The sequence below is a fragment of the Pseudovibrio sp. Ad46 genome (assembly GCF_001623065.1).
Taxonomy (GTDB): Bacteria; Pseudomonadota; Alphaproteobacteria; order Rhizobiales; family Stappiaceae; genus Pseudovibrio.
Map to the genome: position 1 here is coordinate 12,813 of NZ_LMCG01000080.1, position 17,999 is coordinate 30,811.

Genomic DNA, 17,999 nt, shown 5'->3' on the forward strand with positions numbered 1-17,999 from the left:
ATTCCATATTTCATATATTTGAAATGCAGATGGATGTTCATCCAGCAAACAACAGATAACCTAACCAACGCTGATGAAACTATTGCGTTATATCTGGATGATCTTGCTGGAAGAACAAATTCATTCAGCTCATCTAAATCACGCTTCCCTTACAAATCCCTCTTGTATATTAGTTTATTAGCATATATTAATATACTAAATTAAGGAGAGATCGGAGGGCAATCAATTGGATCTTCTCAGGCAAAACGTTTGGTCCCCCTACCTGGCGGGCATGATTATTGGGCTCCTGCAAATCCCGGCATTTCTGCTGGTTGATACTGCGCTGGGGGCTTCATCCTCTTTCGTCACCGGCACCGGCTTCATCTTCTCGCTGTTTGATTCCAGCATCACGGAGATCAAGTACTTCGCCAAGTACATGTCCAAGGACAAATACTTCTGGCAAAGCGCATTGGTGATCGGTATCGCTCTGGGCGCTCTGATTTCCTACAAAGCAAGTGGCCGTAAAGCCAGCTTCTCCTCTGCCAGCTGGAAGACCATCGGTGCAAGTTCAGCCCCGGTTGTTCGTCTCCTGCAAGGCTTCATCGGTGGCTTCGTTTTGCTGGTTGGCGCCCGCATCGCAGGCGGCTGCACATCAGGCCACGGCATCTCCGGCCTTGCACAGCTCAGCGTTGGCTCCAGCATCGCTGTTGCGGCCATGTTCGCAGGTGGCATCGTCACCGCCAACCTTCTTTACAAACGCGCATCCTAAGGAGAGGTCATATGGAAATTTTCTGGCTTGTTATCCTCGGCCTCACCATGGGCATCATCTTCGGTGTCGCACTGGAAAAGTCTCGTGTCATGGAACCTGGCGTGCTCATCGGTCAGTTCCTCTTCAAAGACTACACCATGCTTAAAATGTTCCTCGCAGCAACAGCAACTGGTCTGGTCGTCCTCTCTGGCCTGACTGCACTCGGCCTTGCAGAGCTGCACCCGAAAAGCTTTGTTGTTGGCAACATCATCGTCGGCGGCACCATCCTCGGCGCAGGCATCGCCATCGCAGGTGCGTGCCCGGGCACAGTCTTTGCCCAGATTGGCCGCGGCTACAAAGATGCATGGCTCACTGTCATCGGTGGCATCATGGGCGCAGCATTTTATGGCTACAACAAATCCCTCATCGACGGCGTGCTGGACATGGGCAGCTTCGGCAAGATCACCTACGCGGATCTTTTCCCACCCCTACCCTTCTGGATGCTCGGACTTATCACCGCAGCAGCCCTCGTCGTCGTTATGATCGCACTGGAAATGTATCGCCCATGGAAGGTGGATCGCGGCATGGATCAGAACAAGGAAGCATCCGTCAATTCAAGCACGGCGCATGCTTAACTTAAGAGCCCCCAACTGAACTGACTTCTGTTCAGATCAGTAATGCCCCGGAGGAGCACAGACCTTCGGGGCATTTTTTTACGTGAATGAGAAAGGATCAAATCAAACTCACCTTAAGACACCTAATTTTATTGCGCCCACACTGTATTTTCCCTCACTTTCCTGTTGCATCCATTTCGATTCTACAGCATAACCGAACCGTACCGTACGGTACAGAAAATCAAACAAGCCAAACCGCTGGAATTAGAACCGCATATGTCCACTGAGCCAGAACAACCAGACTTTACAGACCGCCAGCGTGCGGTACTGGACAAAGCACTGGAGCTGCTGGTGGAAGGCGGCGAAAAGGCGCTGACAACAGCCGCCATCGCTCGCGCTGCGGGGTGCTCAAAAGAGAGCCTCTACAAGTGGTTTGGAGATCGCGATGGATTGCTGGCTGCAATCGTGACCCGTCAGGCCTCCAAGGTTATTCCGGGTGCTGATCCAGCCGCAAACATGAGCGAAGACGGCCTGCGCGCCGCATTAGAAGAATTTGCCAGAAACCTGCTGGAGACCATCTCCGGCGACGTTTCTCTGGCCCTGAACAGACTTGCCATCGGGCAAGCCAGCAAATCTGAAACCGGTCTCGGCGCCATCCTCGAAAAGAGTGGCCGCGCCCGCATTGGCAGACAGACCACAGCATTGCTGGAAAAAGGATGCACACTTGGCTACCTGCACTGCGAAGACCCGCAGGAAGCCTACAGCACACTTTACGGGCTGGTCGTTCGCGATCAGCACATCCGCATGCTTTTGGGCGGCACCGCACAGGCATCGGCAAAAGACTTGGAACTGGCTGCCCAAACAGCAGTCAAACAGTTCATACAGCTCTACGGAGCACAGAATTAAAGCGCCTCTCTGGAAAGTGGAAACAGATTTTCAGGGAAACGCAAACCAAAAACTAGACCATACGTGCTTTGGGAAAGGCACGGGCGAAACAAAGGGTAGTACCATGCGCGTATATTATGACCGCGATTGCGATTTGAACCTGCTCAAGGGCAAGAACATCACCATCATTGGCTACGGTTCTCAGGGCCGTGCACATGCAATGAACCTCAAAGACAGCGGCGTTGCAGGCATCACCATCGCTCTGCGCGAAGGTTCCACAACACGCCTGAAAGCTGAAGCAGACGGCTTCACTTGTAAGACTGTTGCTGAAGCTGCAAAAGACGCAGACCTGATGATGATGGCAACTCCTGATGAGCTGCAGGCAGACATCTGGAAAGAAGATATCGCAGGCAACATCCGTGACGGCGCAGCAATCGCTTTCGCACACGGCCTGAACGTTCACTTCGGCCTGATCGAGCCTAAGTCCACCATCGACGTTCTCATGGTTGCACCAAAAGGCCCAGGCCACACCGTTCGCGGCGAATACCAGAAAGGCGGCGGTGTACCTTGCCTGATCGCTGTTCACCAGGACGCAACAGGCAACGCAAAAGACCTCGGTCTGGCATACGCATCCGGCGTTGGTGGCGGCCGTTCCGGCATCATCGAAACCTCCTTCCGTGAAGAGTGTGAAACCGATCTGTTCGGTGAGCAGGCAGTTCTCTGCGGTGGCCTGGTTGAGCTGATCCGTGCAGGCTTTGAAACCCTGACCGAAGCTGGTTACGCACCAGAAATGGCATACTTCGAGTGTCTGCATGAAGTGAAGCTCATCGTAGACCTGATCTACGAAGGTGGCATCGCGAACATGAACTACTCCATCTCCAACACTGCTGAGTGGGGTGAGTACCAGACTGGCCCACGCATCGTGACTTCTGAGACCAAAGCAGAAATGAAGCGCGTACTGGAAGAAATCCAGAACGGCACCTTCACCTCTGAGTGGATCCAGGAATACAAGGCTGGTGGCGCTAAGTTCAAAGCAACACGCCGCCTGAACGACGAGCACCCAATTGAAGAAGTTGGCGCAAAGCTCCGCGAAATGATGCCTTGGATCTCCGCTGGCCAGCTGGTCGACAAAGCGAAGAACTAATCTGATCCTCATCGCAGGATACGCATAAAACAAAATCAGAGCGGCAGTTGAACTGAACCTCAACTGCCGCTCTGATTGTTTTTATAAAGATCAATGCACTGAAGACCTGATCACCCAGTTTTATCTCTGCCGGTTCGGCTCAACCTCAAGCTGAATTTTTCCAGCATCAACGGCCTCAGGCTGCAAACTGAGCATGTTCTGAAAGAAGCTCTTTTCTTTAATCTCTATGGTTTTCTTGTCTCGTCTGCTTGCAACACTGCTGGCAGGCAAAGCTTCATCAGAGGGAGCGACAGAAAACTCTTTTGCTAGCCCCTCTGGCAGCTCAACTGAGTATTCACCGCTATCCAGATTGTACGCTCTGAAAAAGCCCTGATCATCCGTGAACACAGTAATCGCCTTCTCGCTGTTTTTGTTTTTCAGCAGCAATGGTGCATTTGCGATGGGCTCATTTTGATCATCGACAGCTTGCCCGCACACGGAGGCTGTTGGTGCACCCGTTCCGGCATCACTCCCCTCGCATCCCCCCATTGAGAACGCTGGCACATTGACCAAAATCAAGGCGCAAAACATCACAAAACGAGCGAAATGCCGGATCATCATCTACGCTCCTCCTTAGCGGTTTTTGCTCAAAACAACGGTCGGTTTAAACTTCTCGCCTGCATTAAAAAATCGGGGAGCAACATCCGGATCACCCAGCGGGACCAGATATCCATTGTAAGACTTCCAGTTGCTGGGAACGGTCAACTTGATCTCAAGCTCTTCCTCGCTCCCCCAACTCTCCACGGAATCCCATTCATCGCTAACAACGGCCAGCGCAACCATGTTGACGGAATGCGGTTGTTCAATTCTGACCGTAGCGACCAACTCAGTCAGGTTGGGAGCATTGCCAAATTGCTGCAGGCAAAAGACAATCAATCCTCCACCAATGAACGTCACAGCAATCGGTGCCGCGTTTGTTTTCAGCTTGCCAAAAAATGGAAGTTCAAGCTCAACAACACGCCCCTCATTGTCAACAAATCGCTTTTCTTTAATCAGCGCATAGACTGACAAGATGGCGATAAGGCCACCAAATAAAATGCCCGTAAGAGCAAGAATAAAGGCAAAGAGCATGCAGACCTCCCACCAACCACTCCAAAAATATCCCAGCCAATTCAAAAAAACCAACCGTCAATATTCGAGAAGCAAAGCAGCGATGCTCAAACAGAATAAATCCAGCTCACCTTTATCCGATCAACAATAATCAATAATCTTCCAAAGGCTTAGAGATACATGACATCCAGAAAAACCCGGGCCTTCACTGTGTTTTTCTGTGCTTAAAATTGCTCACTTTACACGACACCCTCATCAGGTAATTTACGTAGTATTAGAGCGATTGGCCCGAAACCATCTTTTGCAAGGTTAGGGCGTGGAGTTTTTCTTGAATCCTATTAGCAGTCCATTACAAAGACTTGATAAGTTCCCAATTTTATTCTTCGCAGTGATGTTTTTCGGCGCATTTTCGATTGCCTTCGTAATCCCATTATTGAGCACCTACATCATTGAGGAATTGCAGGAACCAGCGTTTAATCTTGCGCTCGTCATCGGCGGATTTTCAGTCGTGTCTCTTGCCACCAACCGCATTTTTGGTGGTCTCATTGATGGTGGAAACCGCGTCAAACCATTGCTTCTCATCAACATTTGCGCCTTCACTGTTCATGCTCTCATCCAATTGACTGCTCCCTCCTACCTGTCTCTCATCATTTTCGGCATTCCGTTGATTGGCATCAGCGCTGGTGCTCTGTCCACCATGTATTCCACGGGTCGGTTGATTGCAGAGCAGACCGGACGCGAACCGGGCACCTTCAACCTTCACATGCGCATTTGCCTGTCGCTTGGGTGGGTCTTCGGTCCACCTGCGGCCTTCCTGCTTTATGGCACCTATGGGTTTCAGGAAATCCATCTTGCAGCAGCCATTTCAGCCTTTATCTGGCTCACCCTTTGCCTGCTGTTCATCCCCGCAACGCTGAAAACTCACATCAAGAAGCACGCTCAGGAAAGCAGCACTGCAGACACAGTTCCCATGATGTTGCTGATCGCATGTGTTCCCGTGTTCGCCTTGTCTGCTGCAAACAGCGTATTCTTTTCAGCAGGCCCCGTTTACTTCATTAAGGAGATGGGCCTCTCGGTCTCCGTCCCCGGCTGGGCTTTTGCAACCAAAAGCCTCTTCGAAGTCATCATCATCTATTTTGCAATCAAGCCAACACAGCGGATTGGCGAACGGAATATGATGTTGCTCTCCGGTCTGGGTGCCATGCTCTTCTTTGCAACAATCACAAGCGCCAATTCCGTTGAGCAAGTGCTCATGCTCTGCATCATTGAGGGCATGTACTATGGCATCTGTGCCAGTGTGGGCATCACGTTCATTCAGAACTATGCCCGCCACAAACCCGGCATCGCGACCTCTTACTTCGTCAATGCCATCTTCGTTGGCGGTCTGGCAGGCAATGTCCTCACTGGGCTTGTCGCATCCTACACCACCTTCCAAAACACAATCCTGAGCAGCATCGTCCTCGCAGCTCTGGCCACCTTGATCCTGTTGGTCATCAAGCCCCCCCAACACCAGCAGCTCGCACAAACATCCTGAGCCTTTGCGCTGGCCGGATCAGCGCACATAAAAGCGCGATAACATCTCCTGCTTGCATTTCGTTCAAGGAGATGTATCAATACGTACATTCCCGCAAGACTCCATAAGTCTTTCCCCATCACCTTTGGATTCCCCATGCGCTCTATTCCTGCGGCTCTGGCAATGCTGGATCGTTTCCCAATACTGATTCACGTCTACATGCTCATTGGCTCTCTGGCGATTGCTTGCCTCATCCCACTCTACAGCTCTTATGTTGTCACAGAGCTCGGCGAGCCAGCATGGAAACTCGCGGTCTACATCGTCGGCTCAACAGCCATCACTTTGTTTTCAAACCGCTATTTCGGCGCACGTATTGATGCTGGAGCACGGCTGAAGCCTATCTTGATATTCTGCTCCACGCTTTACATGCTCAACATGGGCCTTCAATCAACAGTACCGGCCTACTGGATGCTATTGATGGGTGTGCCGCTCATGGGTGTCTCAGGTGGCGTGCTCTCCACCATGTTCTCTTTTGGACGCCTGTTCGCAGAGCAAACCAATCGGGAACCTGCCAAGTTCAACTCACACCTGCGCATTGCTATGTCGTTGGGCTGGATGGTCGGCACACCGCTGGCCTTCACGCTCTACGGCATGTTCGGCGTCAGCTCCATTTTCCCGACAGCCGGTGTCATCAGCATCTGCTGGCTGGCGATGGGCATTTGGATCGTTCCCAAAAGCTTCACCACCCACCATCCGATCAAGACCAGTGAGAATGGCAGGATTGAGCCAGTTCCGTTCGCCCTCATCCTCGCCTGCCTGCCCATATTTGCGCTCACCTCGGCCAACGTCATTTTTGTATCCGCAGGTCCCGTCTTCTTCATTGAGGAAATGGGCTTCCCAACAGCAACCCCGGGCCTCGCCTTCTCAGTCAAATGCTTCGTCGAAGTCTTAGTCATCTTTGTTATCGTTAAACCTGCTCAAAAGCTGGGCCAGAAGAACGCTATGCTGTTCTCAGCTCTGCTTGGAACACTCTTCTTCCTCCTGATTGTACGGGTAACAGAGCCCTCACAAATCTACCTGCTCTGCGCACTGGAAGGTCTGTACTACGGCATCAACGTCGGGCTTGGCCTCACATTCATACAGGCATACGCACCGCATCGACCGGGGATCGCCACGGCGTCCTACACAAACGCCATTTTTGCTGGCGCCTTGGTTGGCAACATGATGACCGGCACAGTGGCAAGCATCACCACATTCGGAAACACCATCCAGTTTTCCGCTCTACTCACTCTGCTCTCCGCCGCAATTTTGCTGGTCGTCCGGGCTCCAAAGCCTGAAACCAGCCTCCAAACCTCCTAAACGACAGACCTAAGCAGCTCAAAATGACCCAAACTCTGGAAATCGAAATCTCAACCGACAAAGACAAACTTCAGCGCGACAAGATCTATCAGTTCCTCTCAGAAGACGCCTATTGGAGCAAAGGCTTGCCACGGGATGTCTTTGACAGATCGATAGAAAACTCACTGTGCTTCGGGCTGTATCTGCCAAACGGAGAGCAAGTTGCGTTCGCTCGCGTCATCACAGACAAAGCCACCTTTGCTTATCTGGGCGACGTCTTTGTCTCCCCCGAGCATCGCGGCAAAGGCCTCTCCAAACAGCTCATGAAAGCAATCGACGCCCACTCCGAATTGCAAGGCCTCCGCCGCGTCCTGCTGGCAACAGCAGATGCGCACGACCTCTACAAACAATTCGGCTTCACGCCACTTGCAGCCCCGGACCGCATGATGGAACGGCACAACAAGACGGCCTATCAGAAAGCTTAGGAGGGCAGACCACAACACACTCCTCCTACAATTTGTTCATATGATATGCGCAAGGCGCTAACCAACAAACCCAGCGCCTTGCATGTTTAAGAGATCACTTAACCGCCAAGAAATAAACTGTGCAAGAAAGCACCTTCCCTCAATCAAGCGAGGTGTGTTCACACTGAAGCAGAGGCGAACCAATGATCACGTTCAGCACCGATATCTCGAAAATTGAAAAGGAACGTGTCTACCTGTTCCTTTCTGAGGTGTCCGGTCGTTTGGAAGGATTACCACCACAAGCACTCGATACCGTTCTGAGCAATTCCATCTGTTTTGGCGCTTACTTACCCAGTGGAGAACAGGTCGCCTTTGCTCGCGTGATCACAGATAAACTCACGTTTGCCTATCTGTGTGACTTATTCGTTTTTGAAGAACATCGCGGCAAAGGACTATCCAAACACCTGCTGGAGGAAGTTCTTTCACATCCAGACGTCAAAGAGGTTCAAAGTATCGGCCTTGCAACCCCCGATGCTCACGACCTGTACAGCCAATACGGCTTTGTCCAAGTGGATCCTTCAGAACGCCTCATGGTGCGCTTCAACAAACACATATCCTCAACGCATTAACCCGTGGTTGCAGCGCTTCATTAGGCCTTCAGCAACCAAAAACCTCATTTCAAACAGCGGTTGAGCTGAGGCCTTAACCGCACACCTATAAGGAGAAGGGCAACTCTACTCTGGAGGTCGGGAATGACGCTCAATAAAACCAAGAAATCCCTTGCCCGCCAAATCTTGTGCGCAACTGCCACCGTAAGCATTGCATGGTCTCTCTCGCTCACTGCGACCACCGCAGAGACCATCACCAAACCGGCGACACGCTTCACCGGAGATCTTTATGAAAACATCCTGAAGCAGCTGCATTTCTCCGATGAGCAAGACTTCAAGGACGCGCAGGCAGGTTATCTCGCTCCACTGCCAGACGGCGGTGTGGTCAAAAACGCCAAGGGCGATATTGTCTACGATCTCTCCAAGTTTGACTTCATCATGCAGGGCTCCATTGCCCCGGAGACTGTCAACCCAAGCCTCTGGCGTCAGTCCCAGCTCATTTTGCTGAGTGGCTTCTTTCAGGTGTCAGAACGCATCTTCCAGGTGCGCGCGGCAGACCTTTCCAACATCACCTTCATTGAGGGCGACGAAGGCATCATCATCGTAGATCCGCTGATCTCCGAGGAAACCGCTCGCTATGCACTGGAGCTCTATTATGCCCAGCGCGGCAAGAAGCCGGTCAAAGCCATCATCTACACCCACAGCCATGTAGACCACTTCGGCGGTGTCCGCGGCGTGGTGGATGAAGCCGATGTCGCCAGCGGCAAAGTCAAAATCTATGCCCCCGAAGGCTTCATGGAACATGCCGTCTCAGAAAACGTAATGGCCGGCAATGCCATGAGCAGACGTGCCTCTTACATGTATGGCAACCTGCTACCACACTCTCCGGAGGGACAGGTCGGCGCAGGCCTCGGCCCAACCACATCAAGCGGCACGGTCACGCTCATTCCGCCAACCAATATCATCAGGGACAATGGCGAAACCCATAAGATCGATGGCCTCACCTTCGATTTCTGGATGGCTCAGGATTCAGAGGCTCCTTCAGAGTTCTTCTTCTACATTCAGGAGTTCAAAGCTCTCTGCACCGCAGAAGATGCCACCCACACAATGCACAACACATACTCATTGCGTGGCGCGAAACTCAGAGATCCATTGGGTTGGTCCAAGTACATCAACGAGGCCATCTACAAGTACGGTAAGGACGTTGAAGTCCTCTTCGCTCCGCACCACTGGCATCTGTCTGGCAATGACACCATCGTGAAACACCTGCGCAACCAGCGCGATCTGTACCGTTACATCAACGATCAGCCATTGCGACTGGCCAACCATGGCTTCCGCATGACTGAGATTGCCGAAATGTTGGAAGTGCCGGAAACATTACAAAACGACTGGAGTACCCGCGGATACTACGGCTCGTTCAACCATAACGTAAAATCCACTTACGTAAGGTATCTGGGCTGGTTCAACGGCAATCCCGCCACACTGCATGAGTATCCAGAACGCCTGTCTGGCCCCAAATACGTCGAGTTCATGGGCGGTTCGGTGATCTTGCTCCAAAAAGCGCAGGAGTCCTTTGACAAGGGTGATTACCGCTGGGTAGCAGAAGTGCTCAACCATTTGGTCTTCGCAGAGCCAGACAATGAAGATGCCGCGCAACTACAGGCAGACGCGTTAGAACAGCTCGGCTATCAGGCAGAATCCGGTCCATGGCGCAACTTCTACCTCTCCGGCGCTAAAGAACTTCGGTCCGGCATTCAGGAACTGCCTGCCGTTGATACGGCCAGCCCGGATATCATTCGCTCTATGGATGTGGATTTGCTCTTTGATTACGCGGCCATGCGTTTGAACAACACAAAGGCGGGCGATCAGCAAATCAAGCTGAACTGGATTTTCCCAGACACCGACCAGAAATATGCAATGGAACTGCAAAACGCAGCGCTCAGCCATATTGAAGGATACCAGCTGGAGAATGCAGACGCCACAGTGACACTGGACAGAAGCACACTCGACAACATCATGCTGGGCATGGAAACCTTTGATGAGGCCATCAAATCCGGCATGATCACAGTGGATGGAGAAGCCTCCAAACTGACCGATCTGCTGGCAATGCTGGACAGCTTTGATTTCTGGTTCAACATCGTGCGCCCCGTGCCGCTGGAAAAGGCCAACCAGAGTACACCAAGCAAATAACAGGCATGCATGAATGCATGAAAGAGCCGGCTCAACACCGGCTCTTTTTGTATCTAGAGCGTGTTCCCGAAAAGTGGTTCCGGTTTTCGGATAAGAATACGCGCAAAATTAAAGAGTTAGAGCTTGGTGCGTGAATGCATATGAGCGCAACATGCTCTAATTATTGCTCTGAGTTCTCAAGCGCCATTCAAGCTGGCGCAGTGCCCTCTCGGCTTCACGATATCCTTGATCAGCAGCCATCTTGTAAAAGTCCCGAGCCTTCACAAGATTGCGGCCCAGACACCGCCCGCTTTCATGACAGTATCCAAGCAGATAAAACGCTTCCGGCACGCCTTTGGACGCGGCAAGCAGAAACATCCGTGCCGCCTCACCTGGGTTCGGCTCTTCATTGAAGCCCTGCAAATAGACTTTGCCCAGCAACACGTCTCCCACAGGCTCTCCTCTTTTAGAGGCCTGCTGAAACAGCTTTTTCGCCAAGTCCACATCCTGCCGCACACCGCGTCCGTTCAGGTAAAGCAGCCCGGCATTGGTCAAAGCAAACGGAAAGCGCGCTGAAGACGCCGTATAAAACTCCAGCGCCAACTCATAGGACTGTGGGACACCGCGCCCGTTCTCATAAAGCACGCCCAGATCATTCAAAGCCTGTGCATTGCCCTGTTTAGCCGCCGCTTTGTAAAGCCGGATCGCCTTTTCCAGGTTTGGTTCCGTTCCTTGCCCAAGCAGATAAAACCGCCCCAGTGCAAACTGCGATCGCGCCAACCCGCGCCGCGCGGCCCGCTCATAATGAAAGAAAGCCAGTTCAAGGTCTCGTTTGACCCCGACCCCGTCTTCATAAAGCGTGCCAAGATAATGGTTGCCCAGCAAATGTCCCTCACCAGCTGCAACACGGTAATGCCGAATTGCAGCAGCAAGGTCCGCCTCGCCGCCATCTCCATTCTCCAGCAGCTCACCAAGTGGCACATGTGCGTCTATGGAGCCCAGGGAAATAGCTTTGCGATAAAGCACACGAGAACGCGAGGTATCCCGCTCAACACCAACACCATCACGATACAGGCCAGCAAGGTTTTCAATGCCCTGCATCAACCCCGCCATGGCAGCACCTTTCACCCAATAAAAGGCCAGTTTCGGATTCCGCGCCACACCGATGCCATGCAGATAGAGAAGGCCAAGATTGTTCTGCGCCCAGGCATCCCCCCAGTCTGCAGCAATCTGATAAAGCTCACGTGCTTTCTCCGCATCAGGCGCACCATGCTTGCCCTGCCGGTAGATTTCACCCAGATTGTTGTAGGCAGCCGCAAGCCCCATCTCGCCAGCTTTTTCATAAAGCTCCATGGCAACGGGCAGATCTCGCGGCACGCCGTGCCCCATCTCATGCGCCACGGCCAGCCCAAAGACGGCCTCAGCATTACCAGCAAGCGCTTCTGCATTCAGGGAGGTAATCACCGCACTCTTGGATATCTCCGCCCGCGTGGAACGATGGATCTTCCCTGCCCGGTTATGAAGAAGCGTCAGCCCGCCAACACCCTTGGACAGCAGGAGTTCCTTTTCACTCCCACTTGCTTGCCAACTCACGGCATGAGCGGGCAGGCCATTGGCAACTGCAAGCAAGCAAAGGAGTGGCAAAAAAAAGCGCATGAGTACCTTCTCAACTGTGATTGTCACGGGTCAGAAAGAGCGCCATGCGAGAGGGCAAACACGTCATGCTTGCCCGGAAAGCTCTTGTCAGCCTACGAACCTCATGCAAATAGTTAATCTCTAATCTTTTCGGGTTGGATATCCTTCAAATCACATTGGTCACTTGAAACCATTTCCTCTTTTGGGCCACTATTGGCTGGTTGTTTCAACTAGACCGAAAAGAAGACTGGCAAATCTTTGGCCTCAACTTCCTCGGGCTTAAGCACAAACGGTGCTGGTTGAATTTGGAGAATTAAGAAGAATGCATTGCCAGATGCGGCTCGCCGCAAAAAGCCAAGCCATTGCCCTTACAGATATTATGCACGCTGCCAAAGGTCACTGGGGATATGATCCGCAGGACATGCAGGAGTTTCGGGACCATTGGAAAATCACCCCGGAAATGATCGAGGCAGATCCAATCCTTGTCATCACCGATCACGAACGACCACTTGGTTTTGCGCGCATCACCAGGGAAAATGCAGAAACCGCTTTGCTGGATTGTCTGTTTGTGTTGCCCGAAGCACACGGCAAAGGCCATGGAGCCTGGTTGCTGGAAGGTGCTGAAGAAGCAGCCAAACGCATGCAATGCACCCGCATGCGCCTTGAATCAGATGCAAACGCAGCTCCCTTTTATCAGCACCACGGCTATCACAGCACAAGCAACAGACCGAGTGCTTTCAAAGGGGCTGGCCCGATCGAGCACATGCAAAAAGATCTCACCCCGCAAATCCATGAGATCGCAGATGTCAGTTTGAACCTTAACACTTCCGATTGCTGGGATTTCGCCACCAATAACAGTGAGGCTATCAAGGAAAACTGGCGGACATTGATTTCCGATAACCCGGATCTTTGGGATGGTAAGGTTCTGTCATTGTACCAATACTCCTTGGACCAGAAGCAATTTTCCGGTGATCTGGTAGAAATCAACTACTCCGAATTCCTCGCATGGCGCGACTGGGGCTTTCCTGACAGAAGCGCCAAAAACCTGTTTGGCTGCGCAGTCCTCCGTTCCAGCCAGGGCCATCTCGTATTTGGTAAAATGGCGGGAAACACCGCAACAGCAGGTCAGGTTTACCCACCCGGTGGCAATCTTGATCTCAACGATATCACGCCCGCCGGGAAGGTGGATATCTTCGGCTCCATCGCCCGCGAGCTGGAAGAAGAAACAGGCCTCACATTGGATCAGGGAGAGTTGGGGGACGTCTTCGCAATCGAAGATGGGCCACGTCTCGCAATTGCGCGTATTTTAACATTGCAACTCACCTCAGACGAAATCCTTTCAAAAATTGCACATTTCAACGCAAACCAGAAAAAACCTGAGTTGGAAGAAGCAGTTATCGTAAAATCCCGTGAGGATCTTAAGGACTACAGCGTCCCCCCATATGCCTTGGCGCTCACCGCACATCTGTTAAATTAACGAGCTATCTTCATTTGCAGACTTGTATTTGGCGCCAAAACAATCTTGAGTGGCGCTCAAGCAAATCTTTTTCGTAAGTTGAGCCCGTGATGCAAGACCACGAGTTCAACACCAAACTGAGATAATTGGACTTTTAAAATGGCCAGACCTTATGCCCTGCTAGACGTTTTCACTGATAAAGCGCTGGCAGGTAATCCGCTTGCAGTTGTGCTGGATGCAAAGGGATTGTCAGACGCTCAGATGCAGCAGATTGCCTGCGAATTTAACCTCTCCGAGACCGTCTTCGTTCTGCCACCAGACAATATCGCTCATAACGCCTCCATCCGCATCTTCACCCCGTCCATGGAACTGCCATTTGCAGGTCATCCAACCGTGGGCACCGCCGTTTTGATGGCCGAAAATCGTTTCGGCGCACCGGATAACGATATGGATGCATTGGTGCTGTTGGAAGAAAAAGTCGGGTTGGTGCGCTGTGCTGTCGCCCTGCAAAAAGACAAGGCCACCTCCGCTGAGTTTGATGTACCAAGATTGCCGAAGCCAGCTCAGGAGCTTGGCGAAAAAGATGTGATTGCTGCAGCTCTGTCTCTGGAACCAAATGAAATCACATTCGAAAACCACAAGCCCAAAGCTTGGGAAGCCGGCCTGCCATTTGCATTTGTTCCAGTCGCAGATATGGACGCCATCAACCGCATCCAGCCAGTTCATAAATACTGGGAAGAAGCGTTCGGCACCATCGCCCACAACAACACCTTTGCATACTGCCGCCAGACCATCCATGTAGACAGCGCATTCCACGCCCGCATGGTCTATCTGGAAAACGGCCTGCCACGCGAAGATGCAGCAACTGGGTCAGCAGTCGCCGCCTTTGCCGGGTCCATTGCGGAGTTCGACCAGCCATTGGACGGCACACACAAATATCTCATTGAGCAAGGCTTCAAGATGGGACGCCCCTCCTCCATCTCACTGGAAATGGAGATGCGGTCTGGCGCCATTCACGCTCACCGCATTGGCGGACAGGCAGTTATCCTCGCCCGCGGCGAACTGCTCCTCTGAGCGATAACACCGGAGGAGAGCACTCCGCCTCCTCCACTTCTCCCGCATATTGGGACTGTTCTGTGAGCCAATTGAGATTATCTCAGCGTGAGCTGCATATACTTTTGAGTAATCAGTGCCCTGTTTTGAGTAAAATTCTTGCGTTTAATCCGCATATCCGCTAGGAAAATTACAGATTAGGCAAAAACGAGACTTACTCGGTAACGCTACAAGAAGATTTGGCTTGTAACTTCAAACAAGTATCCGACACGTAAGTAGTTGGAAAACTTTGATTCCAAGCCATAGCGACGAAAAGGCAGCTGACAGATAATGATCGCGAACCGCGACAATCTGAATGAAAACAGCACCATGCGCCAGCATGGCGGCCTCTTCCTACGCGCGCTCCTTCTACTTAGATGCCCCTAGGCGTCGGCGGCCCCGTATCTGGGCGGGCACTTAGGGGATCACTCTTAAATATCTGAGAATGAAGAAAAATCCCCAGGCGCTATTCAGGACACACAAGGTGTCGGGGCAAAGTTGAAGGCATCACCAATGACCGCATCCGCTAAAGACCAAGTAGTTATTTTCGACACCACTCTGCGCGACGGAGAACAATCTCCCGGCGCGTCCATGACCTTGGAAGAAAAGCTGCAAGTCGCTGAATTACTTGATACAATGGGCGTCAACATCATTGAAGCAGGCTTTCCAATTGCCTCTCAGGGTGACTTTGAAGCGGTCAGCGAAATCGCCAAACGCTCAAAGAACTCCGTAATCGCAGGCCTGGCCCGTGCAATCCCGGCGGATATTGACCGCGCTGGCGAAGCAATTAAGCAGGCAAATCAAGGCCGTATCCATACATTCGTCTCCACCTCTCCAATTCATCTGCAATTCCAGATGAACAAAACAGAAGAGCAGGTTCTGGAGATCATCACCAAAACGGTGAAACAGGCACGCAACCTGATCGATGACATCGAGTGGTCCGCAATGGACGCCACCCGAACCTCCATCGAGTACCTGAGCCGCTGTGTTGAAGCCGCTATCAACGCCGGCGCAACAACCATCAACCTGCCGGATACCGTTGGCTACGCAACACCTGCTGAGTATCAAGCCATGTTCGAGCAGGTCATCGCGAATGTGCCGAACTCAGATAAGGCAATATTCTCAGCGCATTGTCACAACGACTTGGGCTTAGCCGCCGCAAACTCTCTGGCTGGTGTCGCAGGCGGCGCACGTCAGATCGAGTGTACCATCAACGGTCTGGGCGAGCGCGCTGGCAACGCCGCGCTGGAAGAAATCGTCATGGCCCTGCGCACACGTGGCGACGTGCTGCCATATGAATGCACCATCGATCCAGCCTATCTGACCCGCGCATCTAAGCTGGTCTCTGCAGTGTCCTCCTTCCCCGTCCAGTACAACAAAGCAATCGTCGGCAAAAACGCATTTGCCCACGAAAGCGGTATTCACCAGGACGGTATGTTAAAGCACGCAGAAACCTACGAAATCATGCGCCCGGAAGATGTTGGAGTTCGTGCGACCTCTTTGGTTATGGGCAAGCACTCTGGCCGTCATGCCTTCAAAGACAAGTTGTCTGAGCTGGGTTATGAGTTGGGCGACAACGCTTTGCAGGAAGCCTTCCGCCGCTTTAAGGACTTGGCAGACCGCAAGAAAAACGTTTACGACGAAGACATTGAAGCGCTGGTGGAAGACCAGATCACAATTGAAAGCGAGAACGTCAAGGTTATCGCTCTGACAGTGATCGCTGGTACTGGTGGACCTCAAAAAGCCATCCTGACAATGGACGTCAACGGCAAGCACGAAACCCGTGAAGCTACAGGCGACGGCCCGGTTGATGCCACCTTCAACGCGATCAAGGCAATTTGGCCGCATGACGCAAACATGTCCCTCTATCAGGTACATGCAGTGACAGAAGGCACCGATGCGCAGGCTGAAGTTTCCGTTCGTCTGGAAGACAACGGCAAAATCGCAACTGGTAAAGGTGCAGACACAGACACATTGGTCGCCTCTGCCCGCGCCTACGTCTCTGCACTGAACAAACTGACAATCCGCCGTCAGCGTCAGGTCAACGTAGAAGACGCGATCACCGTTTAAGTCATTCAATTTTCATGGAAAGAGCGCGGGTCGAAAGCCCCGCGCTTTTTTTGTGCCAGTTCAGGCTGGAACAGCAAGCTTTTGACAGCTTGGGCTAAGCACCTGATAAAATTCGCAGGGCAACCCATCAACCAGTCGCGTCTCACGAAACTCAAAGCCTGCACGCTTCATGACTTTCTTGGAAGCATGATTTTCTGGATGAGCAAAGGCCAAAAGGTGAGAGTAATAGGTGTTCTCGAAGAACCACTCCACCAGCGCCTGCGCAATCTCACTGCCAAAACGTTTGTTCCAGAAGTGCTCTAACAAAGTGTAGTCCATCTCGACTTCGGCGGTTTTCTCGTAAAGAGAGAAACCAGCACGGCCAACGAACTCACCCTCATGCGTCGACAGATGCCATTGGCTGAAACCCATCAGTTCCTGGGTCTCAATAAAGCTTGCCAACCGTTTTTTCACGATCGAAACATCCCAGGCCACATTAGTGGGCTGTAAGTAACGATTGACCTCTGGATTGCTATGAAGGCTTACAAGATCTGCCAGATCATCAGAGGTAAAAGGTCGTGCCCGCAGCCGTTTCGTTTCCAGGATTGGGAGTGTCACGCTTGCTTCCTCCATTATAATCACACGCCAGCCAGCCAGAAAAACCAGCCACGTAAGACCAACAGCCTCAGGTCACATCTGGAGAGTCCTCCCTCAGATTACAACCGCCTTAATGCATGCAATATGCTTTTAAATACCATCAAAATTCAAAGCCGAATGCTTGATGGCACTTCATTATGTCTAAAAAGCGTCAGAAGTCCTGCTACATGCAATCCTTTGAAATTCAGTAGGATTTTCTCGAAGAAAGTATGCAGACAACATTTAATAAGGCAAAATTACGATCTTTAGATACCACAGATTTGCCGGATAACGCCAATTATGCGAGCCGCACAATGACTTAAGGTAAACCTAGTCTTATACAACTCATCACAATCACTTAAAATTAGTACTGGTCGGTGGAGTATACTCACACCGACCAGAGCTCTAAGGAGCCTCAGCTCCGCCGCAAATTAAATTTCTCGGAATATAGTATGGCTTGTTTGGCGGCCTCTGCCAAACGTGCGCCTCTCTTTAAAGAAACCGTAGAAAGATGTCACTCAGAAATTCATCCGTAAAACTATCTATCTGCCAATTTTAACAGGGATTTTCGCCAATCAAT

General features: G+C 51.8%; 16 protein-coding genes. 12 read left to right on the forward strand and 4 right to left on the reverse strand.

All coding sequences use genetic code 11. From position 1 onward, the window contains the following. The first annotated feature begins 226 nt into the window (after positions 1-226). From PsAD46_RS23455 to ilvC, 4 genes are all read left to right on the forward strand, one after another. Positions 227-748 carry a YeeE/YedE thiosulfate transporter family protein gene (locus PsAD46_RS23455; RefSeq protein ID WP_084404522.1) on the forward strand — a complete coding sequence of 174 codons (522 nt, stop codon included), beginning with the start codon at positions 227-229 and terminating at the stop codon, positions 746-748. Positions 749-759: 11 nt separating this feature from the next. Beyond that, positions 760-1,362, forward strand: a complete 603-nt coding sequence (locus PsAD46_RS23460; protein ID WP_063307982.1) for a YeeE/YedE thiosulfate transporter family protein — start codon at positions 760-762, stop codon at positions 1,360-1,362. 255 nt (positions 1,363-1,617) lie between these two features. Continuing rightward, positions 1,618-2,247, forward strand: a complete 630-nt coding sequence (locus PsAD46_RS23465; RefSeq protein WP_057465771.1) for a TetR/AcrR family transcriptional regulator — start codon at positions 1,618-1,620, stop codon at positions 2,245-2,247. 103 nt (positions 2,248-2,350) lie between these two features. Next, on the forward strand, positions 2,351-3,370 hold the full coding sequence (gene ilvC / locus PsAD46_RS23470; RefSeq protein WP_057465770.1) for a ketol-acid reductoisomerase: 1,020 nt from the start codon (positions 2,351-2,353) through the stop codon (positions 3,368-3,370). Positions 3,371-3,490: 120 nt separating this feature from the next. Here ilvC and PsAD46_RS23475 read toward each other — a convergent pair whose 3' ends face one another. Both PsAD46_RS23475 and PsAD46_RS23480 read right to left on the reverse strand, forming a co-directional pair. After that, positions 3,491-3,970: a carboxypeptidase-like regulatory domain-containing protein gene (locus tag PsAD46_RS23475; protein WP_063307983.1), complete on the reverse strand. Its 480-nt coding sequence runs from the start codon at positions 3,968-3,970 to the stop codon at positions 3,491-3,493. 12 nt (positions 3,971-3,982) lie between these two features. Then, positions 3,983-4,480, reverse strand: coding sequence for a hypothetical protein (locus tag PsAD46_RS23480; RefSeq protein ID WP_063293866.1), 498 nt, complete (start codon positions 4,478-4,480; stop codon positions 3,983-3,985). A 307-nt stretch (positions 4,481-4,787) separates the two neighbouring features. Here PsAD46_RS23480 and PsAD46_RS23485 point away from each other — a divergent pair, with 307 nt between their 5' ends. The 5 genes from PsAD46_RS23485 (at position 4,788) to PsAD46_RS23505 (ending at position 10,572) form a co-directional block, all read left to right on the forward strand. Beyond that, positions 4,788-5,993, forward strand: a complete 1,206-nt coding sequence (locus PsAD46_RS23485; RefSeq protein ID WP_208982001.1) for an MFS transporter — start codon at positions 4,788-4,790, stop codon at positions 5,991-5,993. Positions 5,994-6,128: 135 nt separating this feature from the next. Next, entirely contained in the window at positions 6,129-7,331 is a 1,203-nt protein-coding gene (locus PsAD46_RS23490; protein WP_063293867.1) for an MFS transporter, read from the forward strand. Between the two features lie 23 nt (positions 7,332-7,354). Then, positions 7,355-7,795: a GNAT family N-acetyltransferase gene (locus PsAD46_RS23495; protein ID WP_063293868.1), complete on the forward strand. Its 441-nt coding sequence runs from the start codon at positions 7,355-7,357 to the stop codon at positions 7,793-7,795. A 182-nt stretch (positions 7,796-7,977) separates the two neighbouring features. Beyond that, positions 7,978-8,403: a GNAT family N-acetyltransferase gene (locus tag PsAD46_RS23500; RefSeq protein WP_063293869.1), complete on the forward strand. Its 426-nt coding sequence runs from the start codon at positions 7,978-7,980 to the stop codon at positions 8,401-8,403. 123 nt (positions 8,404-8,526) lie between these two features. Then, on the forward strand, positions 8,527-10,572 hold the full coding sequence (locus PsAD46_RS23505; protein ID WP_063293870.1) for an alkyl sulfatase dimerization domain-containing protein: 2,046 nt from the start codon (positions 8,527-8,529) through the stop codon (positions 10,570-10,572). Positions 10,573-10,728: 156 nt separating this feature from the next. On the opposite strand, the gene PsAD46_RS23510 is transcribed toward PsAD46_RS23505, so the two are convergent. After that, entirely contained in the window at positions 10,729-12,207 is a 1,479-nt protein-coding gene (locus PsAD46_RS23510; protein WP_063293871.1) for an SEL1-like repeat protein, read from the reverse strand. 301 nt (positions 12,208-12,508) lie between these two features. Between PsAD46_RS23510 and PsAD46_RS23515 the strand changes: the two genes are divergently transcribed. The 3 genes from PsAD46_RS23515 (at position 12,509) to PsAD46_RS23525 (ending at position 16,804) form a co-directional block, all read left to right on the forward strand. After that, positions 12,509-13,663, forward strand: coding sequence for a GNAT family N-acetyltransferase (locus tag PsAD46_RS23515; RefSeq protein ID WP_208982002.1), 1,155 nt, complete (start codon positions 12,509-12,511; stop codon positions 13,661-13,663). Positions 13,664-13,801: 138 nt separating this feature from the next. Further along, positions 13,802-14,716, forward strand: a complete 915-nt coding sequence (locus tag PsAD46_RS23520) for a PhzF family phenazine biosynthesis protein (RefSeq protein ID WP_063293872.1) — start codon at positions 13,802-13,804, stop codon at positions 14,714-14,716. Positions 14,717-15,247: 531 nt separating this feature from the next. Next, a complete protein-coding gene (locus PsAD46_RS23525; RefSeq protein WP_063289910.1) occupies positions 15,248-16,804 on the forward strand; it encodes a 2-isopropylmalate synthase in 1,557 nt (518 codons plus the stop codon). A 60-nt stretch (positions 16,805-16,864) separates the two neighbouring features. Here the strand turns inward: PsAD46_RS23525 and PsAD46_RS23530 are convergent, their stop codons facing one another. Next, positions 16,865-17,401, reverse strand: coding sequence for a GNAT family N-acetyltransferase (locus PsAD46_RS23530; RefSeq protein WP_208980682.1), 537 nt, complete (start codon positions 17,399-17,401; stop codon positions 16,865-16,867). Between the last annotated feature and the right edge of the window lie 598 nt (positions 17,402-17,999).